The 19,092-nt window shown below is 61.3% G+C and carries 20 protein-coding genes and 3 tRNA genes; 11 read left to right on the forward strand and 12 right to left on the reverse strand.

Going from position 1 to position 19,092, the window contains the following annotated elements; translation table 11 throughout:
• Positions 1–113 precede the first annotated feature (113 nt).
• Positions 114–335: a helix-turn-helix transcriptional regulator gene (locus FW796_RS19155; protein ID WP_446439803.1), complete on the forward strand. Its 222-nt coding sequence runs from the start codon at positions 114–116 to the stop codon at positions 333–335.
• On the opposite strand, the gene FW796_RS19160 is transcribed toward FW796_RS19155, so the two are convergent.
• From FW796_RS19160 to FW796_RS19175, 4 genes are all read right to left on the reverse strand, one after another.
• The gene (locus FW796_RS19160; protein ID WP_446439804.1) at positions 271–1,593 is read right to left on the reverse strand and encodes a tyrosine-type recombinase/integrase; all 1,323 of its coding nucleotides are present in this window, start codon (positions 1,591–1,593) and stop codon (positions 271–273) included. The genes FW796_RS19155 and FW796_RS19160 overlap by 65 nt on opposite strands.
• 163 nt (positions 1,594–1,756) lie before the next feature.
• Positions 1,757–1,841: transfer RNA gene (locus tag FW796_RS19165), tRNA-Leu, on the reverse strand.
• 57 nt (positions 1,842–1,898) lie between these two features.
• Positions 1,899–1,974 (reverse strand) — tRNA-His (locus FW796_RS19170).
• 32 nt (positions 1,975–2,006) lie between these two features.
• Positions 2,007–2,083, reverse strand: a tRNA-Arg gene (locus FW796_RS19175).
• Between the two features lie 280 nt (positions 2,084–2,363).
• Between FW796_RS19175 and folD the strand changes: the two genes are divergently transcribed.
• Together folD and pbpG are read left to right on the forward strand one after the other, a co-directional pair.
• Positions 2,364–3,218: a bifunctional methylenetetrahydrofolate dehydrogenase/methenyltetrahydrofolate cyclohydrolase FolD gene (gene folD, locus FW796_RS19180; protein WP_102864649.1), complete on the forward strand. Its 855-nt coding sequence runs from the start codon at positions 2,364–2,366 to the stop codon at positions 3,216–3,218.
• 293 nt (positions 3,219–3,511) lie between these two features.
• Positions 3,512–4,450 carry a D-alanyl-D-alanine endopeptidase gene (gene pbpG, locus FW796_RS19185; RefSeq protein ID WP_346635148.1) on the forward strand — a complete coding sequence of 313 codons (939 nt, stop codon included), beginning with the start codon at positions 3,512–3,514 and terminating at the stop codon, positions 4,448–4,450.
• Positions 4,451–4,500: 50 nt separating this feature from the next.
• On the opposite strand, the gene FW796_RS19190 is transcribed toward pbpG, so the two are convergent.
• Entirely contained in the window at positions 4,501–5,175 is a 675-nt protein-coding gene (locus tag FW796_RS19190; protein ID WP_346635149.1) for a PA2778 family cysteine peptidase, read from the reverse strand.
• Between the two features lie 224 nt (positions 5,176–5,399).
• Here FW796_RS19190 and FW796_RS19195 point away from each other — a divergent pair, with 224 nt between their 5' ends.
• Positions 5,400–5,570 (forward strand): hypothetical protein, encoded by a 171-nt coding sequence (locus FW796_RS19195; protein ID WP_346635150.1) that lies wholly within the window; start codon positions 5,400–5,402, stop codon positions 5,568–5,570.
• A gap of 79 nt (positions 5,571–5,649) precedes the next feature.
• On the opposite strand, the gene FW796_RS19200 is transcribed toward FW796_RS19195, so the two are convergent.
• Positions 5,650–6,405: a TerC family protein gene (locus FW796_RS19200; RefSeq protein ID WP_446439805.1), complete on the reverse strand. Its 756-nt coding sequence runs from the start codon at positions 6,403–6,405 to the stop codon at positions 5,650–5,652.
• 30 nt (positions 6,406–6,435) lie between these two features.
• Entirely contained in the window at positions 6,436–6,684 is a 249-nt protein-coding gene (locus FW796_RS19205; protein ID WP_123727868.1) for a hypothetical protein, read from the reverse strand.
• 134 nt (positions 6,685–6,818) lie between these two features.
• Between FW796_RS19205 and nhaR the strand changes: the two genes are divergently transcribed.
• Positions 6,819–7,724, forward strand: a complete 906-nt coding sequence (nhaR, locus tag FW796_RS19210; RefSeq protein WP_346635152.1) for a transcriptional activator NhaR — start codon at positions 6,819–6,821, stop codon at positions 7,722–7,724.
• Here the strand turns inward: nhaR and FW796_RS19215 are convergent, their stop codons facing one another.
• Positions 7,725–8,882 (reverse strand): MFS transporter, encoded by a 1,158-nt coding sequence (locus FW796_RS19215; protein ID WP_446439806.1) that lies wholly within the window; start codon positions 8,880–8,882, stop codon positions 7,725–7,727.
• A gap of 349 nt (positions 8,883–9,231) precedes the next feature.
• Between FW796_RS19215 and sstT the strand changes: the two genes are divergently transcribed.
• Positions 9,232–10,464, forward strand: coding sequence for a serine/threonine transporter SstT (gene sstT / locus FW796_RS19220; protein WP_346635154.1), 1,233 nt, complete (start codon positions 9,232–9,234; stop codon positions 10,462–10,464).
• 91 nt (positions 10,465–10,555) lie between these two features.
• On the opposite strand, the gene FW796_RS19225 is transcribed toward sstT, so the two are convergent.
• A complete protein-coding gene (locus tag FW796_RS19225; RefSeq protein ID WP_346635155.1) occupies positions 10,556–11,065 on the reverse strand; it encodes a DUF1993 domain-containing protein in 510 nt (169 codons plus the stop codon).
• A gap of 71 nt (positions 11,066–11,136) precedes the next feature.
• Entirely contained in the window at positions 11,137–12,165 is a 1,029-nt protein-coding gene (locus tag FW796_RS19230) for an AraC family transcriptional regulator ligand-binding domain-containing protein (RefSeq protein ID WP_446439807.1), read from the reverse strand.
• Between the two features lie 177 nt (positions 12,166–12,342).
• Between FW796_RS19230 and FW796_RS19235 the strand changes: the two genes are divergently transcribed.
• Complete coding sequence (locus tag FW796_RS19235; RefSeq protein WP_446439808.1) at positions 12,343–14,862, forward strand: flavin-containing monooxygenase; 2,520 nt, start codon at positions 12,343–12,345, stop codon at positions 14,860–14,862.
• 222 nt (positions 14,863–15,084) lie between these two features.
• Complete coding sequence (locus FW796_RS19240) at positions 15,085–15,735, forward strand: YceH family protein (RefSeq protein WP_346635158.1); 651 nt, start codon at positions 15,085–15,087, stop codon at positions 15,733–15,735.
• Between the two features lie 39 nt (positions 15,736–15,774).
• Here FW796_RS19240 and FW796_RS19245 read toward each other — a convergent pair whose 3' ends face one another.
• Positions 15,775–16,593: a shikimate 5-dehydrogenase gene (locus FW796_RS19245; RefSeq protein WP_346635159.1), complete on the reverse strand. Its 819-nt coding sequence runs from the start codon at positions 16,591–16,593 to the stop codon at positions 15,775–15,777.
• 255 nt (positions 16,594–16,848) lie between these two features.
• On the opposite strand from FW796_RS19245, the gene FW796_RS19250 reads away from it, so the two are divergent.
• The 3 genes from FW796_RS19250 (at position 16,849) to FW796_RS19260 (ending at position 17,941) form a co-directional block, all read left to right on the forward strand.
• Entirely contained in the window at positions 16,849–17,208 is a 360-nt protein-coding gene (locus FW796_RS19250; RefSeq protein ID WP_346635160.1) for a hypothetical protein, read from the forward strand.
• Positions 17,209–17,455: 247 nt separating this feature from the next.
• A complete protein-coding gene (locus FW796_RS19255) occupies positions 17,456–17,650 on the forward strand; it encodes a hypothetical protein (protein ID WP_123727999.1) in 195 nt (64 codons plus the stop codon).
• 108 nt (positions 17,651–17,758) lie between these two features.
• Entirely contained in the window at positions 17,759–17,941 is a 183-nt protein-coding gene (locus FW796_RS19260) for a hypothetical protein (RefSeq protein WP_346635161.1), read from the forward strand.
• On the opposite strand, the gene FW796_RS19265 is transcribed toward FW796_RS19260, so the two are convergent.
• Positions 17,938–18,999 (reverse strand): AI-2E family transporter, encoded by a 1,062-nt coding sequence (locus FW796_RS19265; protein ID WP_446439809.1) that lies wholly within the window; start codon positions 18,997–18,999, stop codon positions 17,938–17,940. The two genes, FW796_RS19260 and FW796_RS19265, sit on opposite strands and share 4 nt — an antisense overlap.
• Positions 19,000–19,092: the final 93 nt, after the last annotated feature.

Here is a 19,092-nt window from a genome sequence, read left to right on the forward strand (position 1 = left end):
CCGGGCGAACACCCGCACAGTGCCACGGCGCAACGCCGGCGGCCAATCAGCACCATCTGAAACACCCCACTCAACAATCGGAGCCTGCCGGTGATGGCGGGCGAGGAATCCCTATGCAAACTCAAGAGCAACACATCGAACACATCGAATACATCAAGCTGCCAGAGGTGAAAAACCTCACCGGCATGGGCACTACCTTTATCTACATGAAGGCCAAGGCCGGCGAGTTCCCACGTCAGGTCAAGCTTGGCAGCCGCTCGGTCGCCTGGATCAAGTCCGAGGTTCTGCAATGGAACCTAGCCCAGGCCCAGGCGTCCCGTGCTCAGCAGGCTTGAAGCTGTAGGCGGGGTTCGGCCAGACGTCACAATCCCCCCCTGCCTCCAGGTGGTCGAGATAATCGGCCCAGTCCTGCATCATCCGCCGGCGCTGCTCCACATACTCCGCATGGTTGTACGACCCCCGCACCTTGTTGTCGTCAGCATGCGAGAGCTGCGCCTCGATCCAATCCTTGTTGTAGTCCAGCTCATTCAGGATCGTCGACGCGGTGCCACGGATTCCGTGGCCCGTGAGTCGATTCCTGAACCCCATCCCTTTGATTGCCTGGTTCACGGTGTTCTCGCTCATTACCTTGCTCGGGTCGTTCCGGCCGGTAAATAGAAGCTTGCAACGCCCCGTGACCTGCATCACCTCCCGCACCACCACCACCGCCTGCCGCGACAGTGGCACCAGATACGGCGGAATCTCCCCACTCTCAGTTCTAACCCTGCTCTGTAGCTGCTTGACGTCGTCAGGCGGAATGCTCCAGAGCTTGGCCTCCAGGTCGAAGTGCTTCGGCGATGCCCTGCGCGCTTCGATAGTGCGCACCATCGTTAACAGCATCAGGCGAATTGCCGACTTCGTGAGCATGCCCATGCCGCTGGCGCGTAACTTCACCAGGAAATCGGCAAGCTCATGCCGGCGCAATATCGGGTTGTGCTCCACCGGCGGCTGGATGGCGGCCACCACGTCGATATCGGACGCAGGGTTCATCTCAATAAGGTCCTCTGCTATCGCGTAGCGGAAGATCTCGTTAAGCCACCCTCGGCACTTCTCTGCGACATGCAGCGCACCCCGGGCCTCAATCTTGCGGACGGCCTTGAGCACGTCGGCCCGGCGTACCTGGTCAATCGGGATAGGGCCCAGGGACGGGATCAAGTCCTTGTCCAGGTAGCGGCGAGACTGCTCCGCACTTCCCTTCTTTGCGTTAGTCAGGCGCAGGGCCTTGAAGTTGTGCCAACGACTGGCCACTGCCTCGAAGGTGTTTTCAGCGCTGACCGCTGCGGCGTGTCGCTCCTGCCGGCGTTCCGCCCTGGGGTCGATGCCCTTGGCCACCAGGCTGCGGGCCTCGTCGCGCATCGTCCGTGCATCCCGCAGGGACAGCGCCGGATAGGTGCCGAGGGAGTAGCGCGACTGCTTGCCGTGCAAGGTGAAGCGGAAGTGCCAGGACTTGGTGCCCTTGGCAGCAACGAACAGCGACAGGCCGTCGGTATCATTGAGGCTGTAGTCTTTCTCTTGGGGCTTTGATTGCCGGACGGCGGTGTCTGTGAGGGGCATCAGTACATCCAGTACAGTCGAATTCACGGGTGTACTTGCGAATGTACTAGATAAATGCGGAAGACGGCGAAAGATGGCGGAACTACACGCAATAAAAAAGCCGCTCTAGGCGGCTTCTTTACTGGGCTTCGCGGAAGTTATTGAAACTCGGCGAAACTTGATTTGGTGCGGACGAAGAGACTCGAACTCTTACACCTTGCGGCGCTGGAACCTAAATCCAGTGTGTCTACCAATTCCACCACGTCCGCTTAACAAGCTTTTAAAGCAAAGGCGCCAGACTATTAATCTGGCGCCTTCTTCGAATATGGGGTGGACGATGGGGATCGAACCCACGACAACAGGAGTCACAATCCTGTGCTCTACCAACTGAGCTACGCCCACCATATTGCGTTACTTGTGCCAAAGCTGCCTAATGGCGCACCCGGCAGGACTCGAACCTGCGACCATCCGCTTAGAAGGCGGATGCTCTATCCAGCTGAGCTACGGGCGCCTTATTAATCTGTATTCTTTAACGATTACAAACTAATTGCTTTCAGTCGTTACGAGCTAAACATCAACTCTGCCCGACCTTCTTAACCAGTGCTAGGCTGTGCCCGACAAGTGCGACGAATGTTATAGACGAGCCTTTAGGTCGTCAACTCTTTTTTGAAAAAAATTCATTTAATTAAAGGAGTTAGGGGAATTTGCAGACCAAGCGCCTTTGCCCTCACGTTCCGACATGCGAGAATGCGTTCTCTTTTTCTCTCCCTCTCGATGGTTAATCACGCGTCATGACTGCACAACTAATCGACGGCAAAGCGATCGCCGCTAGCCTGCGCCAGCAGATCGCCAAACGTGTCGCCGAGCGTCGCCAGCAAGGCCTGCGTACTCCGGGCCTTGCGGTGATTCTGGTCGGCAGCGACCCGGCCTCTCAGGTTTATGTCTCGCACAAGCGTAAAGACTGCGAAGAGGTCGGCTTCCTCTCACAAGCCTATGACTTGCCCGCCGACACCACTCAAGAAGCCCTGGCTGGCTTGATCGATCGCCTCAACGATGACCCGAACATCGACGGTGTCCTGCTACAGCTGCCACTCCCTGAGCACCTGGATGCCTCTCTACTACTAGAACGCATTCGTCCGGACAAAGACGTGGATGGCTTCCATCCTTATAACGTCGGGCGTTTGGCCCAACGCATTCCCCTGCTGCGACCCTGCACTCCGAAAGGCATCATGACCCTGCTGGAAAGCACCGGTGCCGATCTGTATGGCATGGATGCAGTAGTAGTCGGCGCATCCAATATCGTCGGGCGCCCGATGGCCATGGAGTTGCTGTTGGCTGGTTGCACCGTGACCGTCACCCACCGTTTCACCAAGGATTTGGCCGGCCACGTTGGCCGTGCCGACCTGGTAGTCGTTGCAGCAGGCAAGCCAGGCCTGGTCAAGGGCGAGTGGATCAAGGAAGGCGCTATCGTCATCGACGTCGGCATCAATCGCCAGGAAGACGGCAAGCTGGTGGGCGACGTGGTTTATGAAACCGCCCTGCCCCGCGCAGGCTGGATCACTCCAGTACCGGGTGGCGTAGGCCCCATGACCCGCGCCTGCCTGCTGGAAAACACCCTGTACGCCGCCGAGTCGCTGCACAGCTAAGTTTTCGACAGCGTATAAAAAACCCGCCAATGGCGGGTTTTTTTATGCGCCAACGCTACACCGCCCCGGAGCTCTTTATCGCACCTGAATCTTAGCGCTCAGGATCGCCCCCGGCCTATTCTGAAACCGCAGTACCGCTCAGGAAAAAACGGTGTTTTTTCTTGGTTTTTAAGGGTTTTCGACTGACCGCTGAAGAACAATCGACAGTACCTCAGCTATATTCATAAAATGTAACGTTTTCCCGAAAAAGCCCGTTGCCAAACGGCATATCCATCTTTATTGAGTCCGCCCGCGTGAAAATTCGTCTCTCCATCCTCAGCTTGTTGTTTGCTGTGTCCGGCACCTTGATCGCGCACAGCGTCGACGCCAGCGAAACCACCGCGGCGCCAAGAGACACTTCACAATTGCATATTGCATCCGGCAGCGCCCTGCTGCTGGACCTGCAAACCAACAAAGTCATCTATTCCAGCAATCCCGACGTCGTAGTGCCCATCGCTTCGGTGACCAAACTGATGACCGCTATGGTGGTTCTGGACGCCAAGCTGCCCCTGGACGAATACATCTCCATGAACATCAGCGACACCCCGGAAATGAAAGGCGTGTTCTCCCGGGTCAAGCTCAACAGTGAACTAAGCCGTCGGGATACCCTGCTGATCGCCCTGATGTCCTCGGAAAACCGTGCCGCCGCCAGCCTGGCCCATCACTACCCGGGAGGCTACCCGGCCTTCATCGCAGCCATGAACGCCAAGGCCAAGTCCCTGGGAATGACCCACACCCGCTATGTGGAACCCACCGGTCTGTCGATCCATAACGTGTCCACGGCTCGCGACCTGAGCAAATTGCTGGTGGCCGCCCGCAAATACCCGCTGCTGAGTGAACTGAGCACCACCAAGGAAAAGACCGTGGCGTTCCGCAAGCCCAACTACACCCTGGGCTTTCGCAACACCGACCACTTGGTCAACAAGGAAAAATGGGACATCAAGATCACCAAGACCGGCTTTACCAATCAGGCAGGTCACTGCCTGGTGCTGGTCACCAGCATGAGCAATCGCCCGGTAGCCCTGGTGATTCTCGATGCCTTCGGCAAGTACACCCACTTCGCCGACGCCAGCCGCATCCGCAACTGGGTAGAAACCGGCAAGAGTGGCTCGGTACCGGACGTAGCCTTGCGCTACAAGGCCGACAAAAACCTCAAGAACCGTCAGACCGCGGCCCCTCAAGCCTCGCACTGATACTCAAGCACAACAACGGCGCCCCATGGCGCCGTTGTTGTCTGCAGGCTTCAGTGGCTGTCGAGCGCTTTGCTGGCCCTGGCCGCCGCCTGTTCCTGACCGGCCTGCCCCAGTTCATTGGCGGCTTTCAACCAGCGTTGGCGATCGACCTTGGCCGGCAACTGATCGGGCGCCTGAATCAGTACCGCAAAGCTCCCGGCGTTCTTCCAGGAAGACTCGAACTCACTGAAACTCATCAGTTGCCGACGGCTTTTCGCTCCGCGCAGCAGCACTGTTTGCTTGTCCCGGTTATAGCCGGCCAATACCGCATAACGCGGTTCAGCCCAGAACGTCGAACCTTCGGTAAAGCGCACCAGTACCGGATAACCCGCCGCCACCTGGGTCAGCAGGGCTGCTAAATGCTCATCCAGGGGATAGACCACCATCCCGTACTCACGCGCCAGGCTCTGCATGTTCTGCTGCAATTGCGCCTCGGCGCCAGGCAGGTGCAAGGGTTTGTCCAACAGCCCCGGAGTAATCACGATGCCCTGTTGCGACAGCATGCCAGCCAAGGCTCCGGGGCCACTTTGATACATCTCTCCACGGAAAAACGGCACGCTGTTGAGCTCCACCCGCTCCGGCAGGCGCTGGATCTCGGGTTGCACGCTGCCAGCACAACCGGCCAGGCTCAAGACACAGGCGCTGACCAGCAACGCCGCTCGAAATCGAGGAAATACCCGCACCATCATCGCTCTCTATATTCAAACGCCGGACGACCCGGTCCCGGCTGGGGACTTGATCATAGGGTGCTCACGGGCAAGGGTATAGCGTTAGGCGGCAGTTAATTGCAAACCATAGAGCGAAGTGTTCGAAGACTCTCGACTATTGGTCAATAGCCTGAAACACAGAGGCTACTAGACTGTCCATTGGTAAGAGTGTGTGCCCTGGACAGGGCATCAAGGAGGCACTTATGAGCCTGACAACGACGATAGTGATGCTGATCCTGGGCTGGCTGGCCGTAGCCGCTGCAATGCTCTGGGGCGTGCTGCGCATCACCCGCCGCCACCATCATCAGCCCCAGCAGTCCACCCCCGACATCAAGACCGCAAAAGCCGCCCGGCGCCCCGCCCCTGCTCACTGATCAGCATTTGCGCTCTCCCGAAAACAACACGGCCGCCTGACTCCAAGGAGTACAGACGGCCGTTTGCCATGATTGCGAATCAGCCCTCGGCCTGCGCCGCCTGACGCTTCTGCCGAGCCCGACGAGCCAGCATGTTCAGGCTTTCAATGGCCGCCGAGAACGCCATCGCCGCATACACATACCCTTTGGGCACATGAGCGCCGAAGCCTTCGGCGATCAGGGTCATGCCGATCATGATCAGGAAACCCAGGGCCAGCATCACCACGGTCGGGTTGTCATTGATGAACTTGGCGAGCGGCTCGGCAGCCAGCAGCATCACCAGTACCGACACCACCACGGCAATGATCATGATCGGCAAGTGCTCGGTCATGCCCACGGCAGTAATGATGCTGTCGATGGAAAACACCATGTCCAGCAACAGGATCTGACCGATCGCAGCGGCAAAGCCGATGGCCACGCCCGGTGTCTGGGGTTTGTCCGCCTCAGGCTCCGGAACCATGCTGTGGTGGATCTCGGTGGTGGCTTTCCACACCAGGAACAAGCCACCGGCAATCAGGATCATGTCTTTCCAGGAGAAGCTCTGCCCCATCACGTCGATCACCGGCTCGGTGAGCTGGACAATGAAGGCGATGGTGCTGAGCAGCGCCAGACGCAGGAACAACGCCATGCCAATACCGATGCGCCGCGCCTTGGCCCGATGCTTTTCCGGCAACTTGTTGGTGAGGATGGAAATAAAGATCAGGTTATCGATGCCGAGCACGATTTCCATCACCACCAGGGTGGCCAGGGCGACCCAAGCAGTGGGGCTGGCAGCGAGTTGTAAAAGGTAATCCATGGGTCAATCCTGAATCGGTTGTATGAAAGATCAGATTTCCTGGGAAGACTCCGGCTTCTTGGCCGCGTCTTCCTGTGGTTTTTCCTTACCGGTCACACTTTGCGTGGCGTCACTCAACGCTTGCTCTGCGGCCTTGTGGGTATCGTCGATGGCTTGCTTGGCAGTCTCGGCCGCCTTGTCCAGCACCTGTTGAGCGCTTTTTTCCGCCTGATCACAACCCGCCAGGGTCAGCATAGACAGGGCCAGCAGCGACGCTGCGCCCAGGGTTTTGAATGACATGCCGTATTCCTCGATAGAACGGACGGGGCCAAGTGGGGCCCCGTCGATAGCGAGGCATTCTAAGGAGAGTAATACTTCAGGAAAATTCGTATTTTTAGCAGTTATACTTCGGTTTTAACGAACTGACAGTCACCATGCTCAACTACCGCCAACTGCATTATTTCTGGGTTGTAGCCAAGACCGGCAGCATCGTCCGCGCCTGCGAGCAGCTCAATCTGACCCCACAAACCATCAGCGGCCAGATCAGCCTGCTGGAGCAGACCTATGGCATCGAACTGTTTCGCCGGGTCGGACGCCAGCTGGAGCTGAGCGAAGCCGGGCGCCAGGCCCTGCCCTACGCCGAACAGATGTTCCAGCTCGGCGGCGAACTGGAAGCCATGCTCCGGGCCCGACCCGACGAGCAACAGATCCAGTTCCGTGTCGGCGTGGCAGACGTGGTGCCCAAGTCCATTGTCTATCGCCTTATCGCGCCGACCATGGAGCTCAGCGACCCGATTCGCCTGACCTGTCGCGAAGACAAGCTGGAACGGCTGCTGGCGGACCTGGCCATTCAGCGCCTGGACCTGGTGATCTCCGACAGCCCCATGCCCTCGCACCTGGACATCAAGGGTTACAGCCAGAAACTCGGAGAATGCGGCGTCAGCTTCTTCGCCACCGAGGAGTTGGCGCGATTGCACGGTGCGGACTTTCCCCGAGGCCTGCACGGCGCCCCGCTGCTGATCCCGGGCCAGGAAACCGTGGTTCGCAGCCGCCTATTGCGCTGGTTCGCCGAACAGCAGTTGCAACCGCGGATCATCGGCGAATTCGATGACAGCGCTTTGATGCAGGCCTTCGGCCAGTCCGGCAGCGGGATCTTTATCGCTCCCAGCGTGATTGCCGATGAGGTCCGGCAACAGTACGGCGTGCAACTGATTGGCCAGACCGATGCCGTGACCGAATCGTTCTATGCCATCTCCGTGGAGCGCAAGGTCAAACACCCCGGCATTGTCGCCATCACCGAAGGGGCGCGCCGGGAACTGTTCACACCCCTGAACCACTGATCAGGAAGGACAGGCGTCCGGTGCCTTGAGGTTCATCAGCAGCAACGCCAGGACGATGGACAGCAAAATGAAGCCGGACGCCGCGAACCCCAGGCTGCCCAGCCCCAGGGTATCGATCACCCGGCCGCCGACCATGGCCCCCAGGCCGATTCCCAGGTTGGCCCCGGCGATGTTCAGCGACGCGGCGAACGCCGGTGCTTGCGGTGCCGCCTTGATCAGCCGCACATGGCTGACCAGGAACAACGCTGCCTGGGTCACACCCCAAACGCCCATGGCTGCCGCCAACCCCAGGGTCGAATGAATGCTCGGCACCAGGGCCACCATGCCGCCGATCATCAACCCACAGAACATCATGGACGCGATCAGCGGATGCCGGTCCACAGCTCGCCCCCCCAGAGAGTTGCCAATCAACCCCACCGCGCCGAAGCCCATCAGGCACCAACCCACCAACGTGCCATTAAAGCCCGCGAGGCGCTCGAGAATATCCGCCAGGTAGGTGTAGGCAGTGAACATGCCACTGAACACCAGGATCGACAGCAGCACATGCCCCAGCATCAGCGGGCTGCGCAGGATGCGGAACTGCGAACGCAGGCTCGCCTGTTCGTTATGTGGCTTGGTAGTCGGCAGATAGACCCACAGCAGCAGGGCCTTGCCGAAGGCCACCAGAGCCAGGAGGCCGAAAGCACTGCGCCAGCCAAAGGCGTCAGCAATCAGAGTGCCCACGGGAATCCCGAACACCGTGGCGCAGACAATGCCGAAGCCGATCTTGGCAATGGCGCGCCCGGCATAGTCCGGGCCGACGATGTCCACTGCCGTTTCGCTGGCCAGGGCCCAGAACACCGGCAACCCCAGGGCCGGCACCAGTCGCGCCAGGGACATCACCCAGATGTTCGGCGCCAGGGCGGCCAGGGTATTGGCCAGGCCAAACATCAGCAGCACGCTGATAAACAGCTGCTTGCGCGGAAAACGCGCGAAATAGGCGGTCAGGAAGGGCCCGAAAGCGGCGACGGTGAACGCGAACAGGGTCACCAGCAAGCCGGCCTGGGACACACTGACTTGCAAGTCCCGGGCAATCGACGGCAACAGGCCGACGATGATGAATTCCGTGGTCAGCACGGTAAAACCCGCGGCCGACAACAGCAGGATGGGCAACAACATCAAGAACTCCAGAAACGGCGACAGCAGCGACAGCCCGAAGGGCCCGCTGACTGGATAGGAAAAGGGGATGGCGAATATTAACAGAGTGAGTACGGGTCAGGGCAACCGCCACGTCGTCGCTTTTCTTGCAGCGGCAAGTGGCAGATCGTCACATCGACGCGGGAAGCCCTGGTTGCTGTGATAAAGTCCGCCCCCTGCCAGAAACAGGCCTGATCGCGCGCTGCCACTCAAGCGGCCCGATCGCCGGTTGCCATTGACCACCGCAGCCATGGGTGCCGCTCCAGCCCGGACCACTTCCGGCCCAGGGTACCCGGCATGCACTGCACATTAAAAAAATAGAGATACCGCTATGAGCGCTTCCCCTCCTTCCCTTCTGCACACCCTCAAACGCCTCAGCCTGGTGACACAGATCGTCATCGGCCTGCTTGCCGGGATCGCCCTGGCCCTGTTGGCACCTGAAGTGGCGAAGTCCACCACCTTCATCGGCAAGGTCTTCGTCTCGGCGCTCAAGGCCGTGGCACCGATCCTGGTGTTCGTGTTGGTGATGGCCTCCATCGCCAACCACAAGCACGGCCAGGAAACCCATATCCGGCCGATCCTCGTGCTCTACCTGCTGGGCACCTTCGCTGCCGCGGTGGTAGCCGTGATCGCCAGCAGCCTGTTCCCTTCCGCCCTGGTGCTGTCGACCCACGACGTCGCCATCACCGCTCCCGGCGGCATCACCGAAGTGCTGCAAAGCCTGCTGCTGAGCGTGGTGGACAACCCGGTCAGCGCCCTGATGAACGCCAACTTCATCGGCATCCTGGCCTGGGCCATCGGCATGGGCGTGGCCATCCGTCATGCCGGCGAGACCACCCGCACCGTGCTCGATGACCTGTCCAATGGCGTCACCCTGATCGTGCGCGTGGTGATCCGCTTCGCGCCCCTGGGGATCTTCGGCCTGGTGGCCTCGACCCTGGCCACTTCCGGCTTCGATGCGCTGCTGGGCTACCTGCACCTGCTGGCGGTACTGATCGGCTGCATGCTGTTCGTGGCCCTGGTGATGAACCCGCTGATCGTGTTCTGGAAGATCCGCCGCAATCCCTTCCCACTGGTACTGACCTGCCTGCGCGAGAGCGGCATCACCGCGTTCTTCACCCGCAGTTCGGCGGCCAACATTCCGGTGAACCTGGAACTGAGCAAGCGCCTGGGCCTGCATGAAGACACCTATTCGGTGTCCATCCCCCTGGGCGCCACCATCAACATGGCCGGCGCGGCGATCACCATCACCGTGCTGACCCTGGCCGCCGTGCACACCCTGGGCATCGCCGTCGACCTGCCGACCGCCGTGCTCCTCAGTGTGGTGGCAGCGATCTGCGCCTGCGGCGCTTCCGGTGTCGCCGGTGGCTCGCTGCTGCTGATTCCGCTGGCCTGCAGCCTGTTCGGCATCCCCAGCGAAATCGCCATGCAAGTAGTGGCCGTAGGCTTCATCATCGGCGTGCTGCAAGACTCGGCGGAAACCGCGCTGAACTCCTCCACCGACGTGCTCTTCACCGCCGCGGCGTGCATGGCCCAGGAAGACAAGGCGCAAGCCTCAGCCTGATTCACGGCCACTAAAAAGCCCGGCCAGGGTCAACCTGGCCGGGCTTTTTCATGTGCGCTGAAAGGGTCGTGCCGCTCTTCAGCGGGACAGCTTAGAACGCGCCCATGTAGTCGCGCTTGCCCACTTCCACACCGTTGTGACGCAGGATCGCGTAGGTGGTGGTGATGTGGAAGAAGAACTGCGGCAGGCCGTAGGTCAGCAGGTAGGACTGGCCACTGAAGCGCTTCTCTTTCGGAGTGCCCGGACGGGTGACGATCTCGATGCCTTCCTTGCCATCGATCTGCGAAGGCTGGATGCCCTCGATAAAGGCCAGGACCTTGGCGATCAGGGCCTGCAGGTCAGCGAAGGTGACTTCAGTGTCGTCGTACTTGGGCAGCTCGACCTCGGCCAGGCGGGCCGATACGCCCTTGGCGAAGTCCACGGCGATCTGCACCTGACGCACCAGCGGGAACATGTCCGGGTACAGGCGCGCCTGGAGCAAGGCATTGGGTTCGATATTCTTCGCCGTGGCGTGAGCTTCGGCCTTGTGCAGCACATCGCTCAAGGCGTTGAGCATTTGCTTGAAGACAGGAACGGAAGCGGCGTACAGGGAAATAGTCATGACAGTCTCGACATGGATGGCGGAAATACAACGAGCAGGGATTATAGCCACAGCGGCCGGCCCCGGGGCCTTTATCCCGGAGGCCCTTGGCGATAAGCGCTGGGCGCGACGCCAAACCAGCGCTTGAAGCTCTGGGAAAAACTCGACAGGTCGCTGAAGCCCAGCCGTTCGGCGATCTGCGTCAGGCTCAAGGCCGGGTTGCCCAAGAGCTCCAGGGCCCGGGCGCTGCGCTGCTGGCTCAGCAATTGCCGGTACGACGTGCCCTCCTCCTGCAAACGACGCTTGAGGGTGCGCACGCTGGTCCGGCTCAACCGCGCCATGCTCGGCAGGTCCGGTACGCTGCCGACGGGGGCGGCCTCAAGATGCTGGCGCACCAGGGCCGCAGCCCCCTGAGGCGCCGAGCGACGCTCCAGCAACTGTGCACACATCTGCTCGCACATCGACACCGTCAGTGGATTGGCCTGGGGCAAGGACCGGGTCAGGAAGCGCCGGTCGAAGGCCAGGTCATGCTGCTGGGCCCGATAGGCGGGACTCAGGCCAAGGATCTGCTCCACCTCCCCCGTGCTGCGCGCCACAGGACGGCCATTGCACCGGGTAAACCGCGCCAGGCGAAAGTCCGGGCCCACAATCTCCTTCATCAATACCGCCGCAGCGGCCATGTCCCGCTGCAGCAGAAACTCCCGTACCGCCGGGTCCGCCACCGCAGGCTCAGCAAACGTCAGCACTCCCAGCTCCTGCTCCAATCGATAGCCGATCGTGGCAAAGGCATAAGTCAGGGGTAAAAAGCGCAAGGCCAGGTTCAAGGCATCCGCCGCAGTCGCACTGCTGATCAGGCCATAGCCAAACAGGCCGTAGCTGGAAAAGTGATAGCGCGCGCCCACGGCGTAACCCAAGCCCCGGGGATTGCCCAGCAAACCCAGCAGATTGCTCACCAGCTGCAGTTCCTGAGCCGCCGTCAACAGGCTGTTGGGGTCCCGCAGCTGCTCCAGGGACAACCCCGAGCCGGCCAGCAAACTCACCGCTGGCAAGCCCTTTTCACGGCCGAAGTTCACCAGCAGCAAGGCGCTGGAAGGTCCTCGGGTATAGGTCTGGAAACTCATGGGCCGGGCTCATGAACCGCTGATTTGGCCCAAATACTAAAGCACTTGTCCCGTTACAGCATGGGGCCTGCGTTTTATTCCCTGCATGCTTCACTGATCGGGGCTGCACCACAGAAACAAGGACGTGGCCTCGGGTGGATCAACCCAGTGCCGCACAACAATAACAACGAGGTCGTCATGCCCCAATCAGCACCTGCCTGCAACCCACCCTCCAGCCCAACCGCGCCCCTTGAGGCCCTGATCATCGGTAGCGGCTTCGGCGGCCTGGGCATGGCCATCGCCCTGCGCAAGGCCGGGGTCAGTCAGTTCATCCTTCTCGAGAAAGGCCAGGACGTCGGTGGCGTCTGGCGCGACAACACTTACCCTGGCGCCGCCTGCGACGTGCCTTCGCACCTGTACTCGTTTTCCTTCGAGCCCAACCCGAACTGGTCCCGGGTGTTCGCCCCTCAGGCAGAGATCCACGGTTATCTGCAGCATTGCGCCCAACGCTACGACCTGCTGCGCCACATCCACTTTGGCAGCGAAGTGCGCCACGCCCGGTTCGATGAAGCCGGCAGTTACTGGCAGGTCATCTGCAGTGATGGCCAGGAACACTTCACCCGCCTGCTGATCAGCGCCACTGGCCAACTGAGCCGCCCCGCCCTGCCCAATCTGCCGGGTCTGGACAGTTTCCAGGGCCATGTATTCCATTCCGCAGCCTGGGACCATCACTATCCCCTGGCCAACAAGCGGGTGGCGGTGATCGGCACAGGAGCCTCGGCCATCCAGTTCGTTCCGCAGATTGCCGATCAGGTGGCCGCGCTCAAGGTCTTCCAGCGCTCCCCGGCCTACATCATGCCCAAGGCCGACCGCGCCTACCGCCCGGAGGAAAAACAGCGATTCGCCCGCCATCCGCTATGGACCAAGCTGGTGCGCGCCGCTCACTACCTGCATTTCGAATCCCGGGCCCTGGGCTTTACCCGCCTCAAGGACCTGACCAAATGGGTGGTCGGCATTCCTTTTCACAAGCTGCTGAACGCCTCGGTGCCCGATCCCGAACTGCGCCAGCGCATGACCCCGGACTACCCCATCGGCTGCAAGCGCATCCTGCTGTCCAACGACTACCTGAAAACCTTCGCCAGACCCCATGTCGAGCTGCTGACCCAGGGCATCGAACGCATTACCGAGCACGGCATCGAAACCCTCGACGGCCAGCAGCACCCGGTGGATGTGATCATCTATGGCACCGGTTTCGCCGCCACCGAATTCCTCTCGCCGATGCGCATCAGCGGCCGCGGCGGGGTCGACCTGAACCAGGCCTGGCAACATGGCGCGGCAGCCTACCTGGGGCTCAGCGTGCCCGGTTTTCCCAACTTCTTCATGCTCTACGGGCCCAACACCAACCTGGGCCACAACTCCATCATCCACATGCTGGAAAGCCAGATCTCCCATGTGATCAAGGCCCGCCGGGCGCTGCTCAAAAGCACGGCGAAAACCCTGGAGGTGGACGAGGCGCCCCACCAGCGTTTTCAGTTGCGCATCCAGCGCCGCCTGGCCACCTCGGTGTGGAGCGGCTGCCAGAGCTGGTATGTCGACGCACGGGGGCACAACAGCACCAACTGGCCCGGCTTCACCTGGAGCTACAGATGGCTGACCCGCTATGCCGGGCTGTCCGCCTACCGGTTTGCCAGCCCCTTGGACGCGCCGTTTTCGCCCAGCGATGGACAGCGAGTGGCCCCACCCGGGGATTGGCTGGAACGGGGTAATGCGGCTTTCTTGCGGCTTTTCCTGAGAGCCAGTTTCAGGACCCTGATCGGCCCGCCGCGGGAACTGGTGAGCCAGCGCCAGCTCGTCAACGCTCTCTCCTGGCTGATGCCCGGCGGCCTCGGCGTAACCCGACAGCGCACGGACCTGGGTCAGTTGAGGGTGCAGACAGTCGAACCCAAGGCCCGGACCTCGAACGCGGTCATCCTCTACCTGCACGGCGGCGCCTTCTGCCTGGGCAACCCGGACACCCACTACAGCGTCACCAGCCGCCTGGCCAGGGAAAGTGGCTGCCGCGTCTGGGCACCCGACTACCGACTGGCACCAGAGCATCCCTACCCGGCCGCGCTGGACGACTGCCTGGCCTGTTATGACGCCATCCGTGCCCAGGGCTGCCCGGCGCAACAGCTGCTGATTGCCGGCGACTCTGCCGGTGGCGCCCTGGTGCTGGCACTGGCACTGGCCTTGAAGCAACGCGGCGAGCCGTTCGCGGCCGGGCTGATACTGCTCTCGCCGGTCACCGATCCCGACCTGGGCGCAGACAGCATTCAATCCCGAGCCGCCGTCGACCCGATGATCCGCCGCGACTGGCTGGAACAGGCCCTCAAGGCCTACGCCATCCCTGCGCAGACGCCTTCACATCGCCCTCTGGAAGCGGACCTGCACGGCCTGCCGCCGATGCTGATTCAGGTCGGCGACCAGGAGCTACTGCTGTCCGACTCCCTCCGCCTGGCGAAACGCGCACGGGCCTGCGGCGTGCCCTGCCAGCTGGAGATTCATGATGGCCGCTGGCATGTCTTCCAGCTGCAGGCCTTCTATCTGCGCTCTGCCAGGAACGCCCTGCGCAGCATCGCCCGATTTGCCCATCGCTGCCTGGAAACCGCTGCCATTCCCGCAGCGCCGTCCGCGCCGCTTGCCGCGGCCGAACCGGCACAAGCCCCGCAACCCAGCTGAAACACCCGCCGCCGCGCTGACTGCGCGGCGGCATTACCCCCTTGAAAGCCGCCGCCCGATCCCCGCTCCACCAAGTTCTGATGGCCAGAACCGGCTTCTGAAGGTAAAACAGAGCCCCTCGAAGAGGGCCGACTCGGCCACGGAAAACTCAAGACCGCCCTAGCGCGCCATGCACCGGGTTTTCCACGACCCCATCCATCAGTGACCAAGGGACCAGCACTTATGAGCAGCGAGCACGACACCCCCAACGAAGCACTGCGCCTGAGCAGTACCGACATCCGCGTTCTGGGTTCGTTGATCGAAAAGCAGGCCACCAGCCCGGAAACCTATCCCCTGACCCTCAACGCTCTGGTGATCGCCTGCAATCAGAAAACCAGCCGCGAGCCGGTGATGAACCTGACCCAGGGCCAGGTCGGCCAAAGCCTGCGCGCCCTCGAGGCCCAAGGCTTCACTCGGCTGGTCATGGGCAGCCGCGCCGACCGCTGGGAACAGCGCCTGGACAAAGCCCTGGAACTGGTGCCGGCGCAGTTGATCTTGTGCGGCCTGATGTTTCTGCGGGGCCCGCAGACGGTCAACGAACTGCTGACCCGCAGCGGGCGCATGCATGACTTCGAAGACAGCGAACAGGTCCTGCACCAGCTCGAGCGCCTGATTGCCCGGGGCCTGGCCCTGCATATCCCGCGTCAGGCCGGCCAGCGCGAAGACCGCTACACCCACGCCCTGGGTGACCCGGCGGATATCGAAGCCATCCTCGCCGCCCGGGGCAACCCGGTGGAGCGCAGTGCCGGCGGCGCGGTTTCGGTGGAGCGCATCGAAGAGCTGGAAGCGCGGATTGCCGCCCTGGAAGAACGCCTGGCCCTGCTTGAAGGCTGAGCTGACGCACGCCCATGGGCCGCTAACGAAATTGCCGGCTCAAGCCCGGGCGAAGGCCACCGCCTTGTGGAACTGCTCCTCGCTCGGGCGCACGCCGGTATACAGCACAAACTGCTCCAGGGCCTGAATCGCAATCACCTCCAGCCCGGTGATGACTTGCTTGCCCTCGGCCCTGGCCCGCAGGATCAACGGCGTCTCGGGCGGTACGGCCACCACATCGAACACCCGATCCGCTGCAGCAATCGCCTCGGCCTCGAAGGCCAGCTGCTGCGCTTGCGGGCCACCGCTCATGCCGATCGGGGTCACGTTGATCAGCATCTGCGGCCGCAGGCTGCCCAACTCCGCCTGCCACTCATATCCCAGCGCACCTGCCAGGGCGCGCCCGGTGACTTCATTACGCGCGACGATCACGCCCTGGGAATAACCGCCATCACGCAAGGCGCTGGCCACCGCCTTGGCCATGCCGCCGCTACCGCGCAGGGCGAAGGTCGATTCCCGTGGCACGTCGTGCTCGGCCAGCAACTGGGCCACGGCAATGTAATCGGTGTTGTAGGCCTTCAGGTGGCCGTCGGTGTTGACGATGGTGTTGATCGAAGCAATGGCCCTGGCCGAGGCATCCAGCTCATCCACCAGGGCGATGCAGTCCTCCTTGAACGGCATGGACACGCCGCAGCCGCGAATCCCCAACGCACGAATCCCCCGCACCGCACCAGGCAGATCCTGACTGCTGAAAGCCTTGTAGTAGAAATTGAGCCCCAACTGCTCGTATAGATGATTGTGAAAACGCAGGCCGAAGTTCCCGGGACGCCCGGAAAGCGACATGCACAACTGGGTGTCTTTGTTGGGGTTCATTTGCATATACATCTCCTCGCTGGGCACTTTCGGATAGACGGGATTGGTCAGCCAAGCCCCTTGTGCCTGATCATATCGGCGCTGGTTTGCAGACCTCTTCAGCGCCCAGGGATGACGGTAAAGAGGCCGATACAGACCTTACACAACATTTACTCAGCGGCTGTGCAGATTTTCCAGAAACCGCTGTCTTAGAAGTATCCCCGCGTCAGTTCTTGAGTCTGGTGCAGACCATAAACGCAGGGGTTGAACCGAGGAACAACCATGATTTCCAAAATCCCCAAGATTGCCCTGCTCATAGGTGCGCTGGCTGTCGCCGGCCAGGCATCGGCTCACGGTGGCGGCTGGGCCGGCCCCGCAGCGCTGGGCGCAGTTGTCGGTGCAGCCGTTGTGGGCTCGGTGATGGCCAACCAGGATCGCACGGTCTACGTGCAGCAGGCGCCGGTCTATGTGCAACCCCAGCCGGTGTATGCCGCACCACCGCCGCCGGTCTACTACCAGCCGGCACCGGTCTATGTACAACAACCGGTCTATTACCGCCCGGCGCCGGTGTATTACGGCCCACCACGGGGCTACTACGGCCACCCGCATTACTACTACGGCCCAGGTCCCGGCCGCTGGTAACAGTCCGCTGAAACAGCCACAGGCCCCGCCCCCGAAGCGGGGCCTGTTGCATTTTGCCATCACCCGAATGTCTGAATAATTCTGAACAATGTCGCGACTGGAACAGTATTTGCGTTCAAATCCGGGAATAGTGTACTGATCCCACGACGGCCCTGAGCAACATGGGACTGTCATGTTTGTGTCATTCAAGCACTGCAAGATCGACCCAGTCCGCTCGCCACAGGCCCATAACAACAAGGACGACCCCATGCCCACGCAAAACCCCCATCGCGTCGAAGGCCTCTGCACTTCCAGCCGGGTGTACGACGCCCTGACCGAACTCAAGCATCTGGAAGGCCATCGCAGCGCCAAGTTTCTCTCGCTGCTGGCCCAGAATCTGGTGCGCAAAGGCCTGCTCAATGAGCAGGAAGTGCTGCACATGCTCGATCAGGTCGTGGACTGAACGACCGTTGCCGCTAGCACCGGCATCAATGTCCACTATCAGACTGGGTGATTTTTCGTAGCACTTGGGGCTTTGTAAGGTAACTCCTCGCAAATCGAGGAGCTTGTCATGCCCAAGGTTCAGATCATGTCCGTCATCGGCAGTGCCGTCCCCGCGTCGCTCAGGGAACTGGGTTTGCTGGCCTGCTGGTACCTGGTACGCGACGGCGAAGCCGTCAGCGGCCCGCTGACCTCCCTACCCGCCGCCCAGGCCCTGTCCAGGCAACTCGATCTGCAGAGGGTCCACTTCTAAGGCAACTGCACCCGTGGCCGGGTTTCGACGAACAGCGCCCAGCTGGACATGAACAGCGCGGCGATCAAGGGCCCGATGACAAAGCCATTGAGGCCGAAGATCGCCAGCCCGCCCAGGGTCGAGATCAGGATCAGGTAATCCGGCATCTTGGTGTCCTTGCCCACCAGGATGGGCCGCAGCAGGTTGTCCACCAGACCGATCACGAATACCCCGAACAACCCCAGCACCACCCCTTGCCAGATCGCTCCGCTGATCAGGAAGTACGCTGCCACCGGCCCCCAGACAATCCCCGCCCCCACCGCCGGCAACAAAGACAGAAACGCCATCAACACCGCCCACAACAGGGCGCTGGGAATGTCCAAGAACCAGAAGATCATTCCACCCAGGGCCCCCTGGGTCACCGCCACCAGCACATTGCCCTTGACCGTGGCCCGCACCACCCGATTGAACTTCAGCTGCAGCCGGCGTTTCTGGTACTCGGCCAGGGGCACGGCAGTACGGATCTTGCGCGCCAGTTCGGCGCCATCGCGCAAAAAGAAGAACAGCAGATAGAGCATGATGAAGAAGCTCACCACGAACTCGAAGGTGCCCTGACCAAAGCTGAACGCCTGGGTCGCCAGGTACTGGCTGCCCTGCATCGCGCTCTTGACCACCTTCTCCTGCAAGCCCTTGAGTTCGCCAAGGCCGAAGCGATCCAGCAGGTGCTGAAAGTAGGGTGGCAAGCTGTGCTTGAACTGGGCCAGGTAGCCGGCGATGTCCAACTGACCGCTTTCGATTTTCTTGTACAACTCGGCTCCCTCCTGGACCAGCAACACACTGGTGATGATCACCGGCAGGATGGCGATCAACAGGCAAACCAACAGGGTGCACAGGGCCGTGAGATTGCGCGGCCAGCCGAACTTCAATTGCAGACGGCGCTGTAAGGGAGCAAAGACGATGCCCAGGATCACCGCCCAGAACAGCGCCCCGTAGAACGGCAGCAGAATCCAGATGAACGCCACCGTCACCAGGGCCAGTAACAGCAGCAGGCTTTTGTTTTGCAGGTTGTTTTGATTCATGTCCGATCCAGGTCAGTCAACGCCCAATCACGGCGTCCTGAGGGTTAGTCCACAGCCGCGATGCCGAGTGCGTTTTTTTCTGCGCCAGACATA

Source organism: Pseudomonas sp. 910_21 (assembly GCF_052850735.1).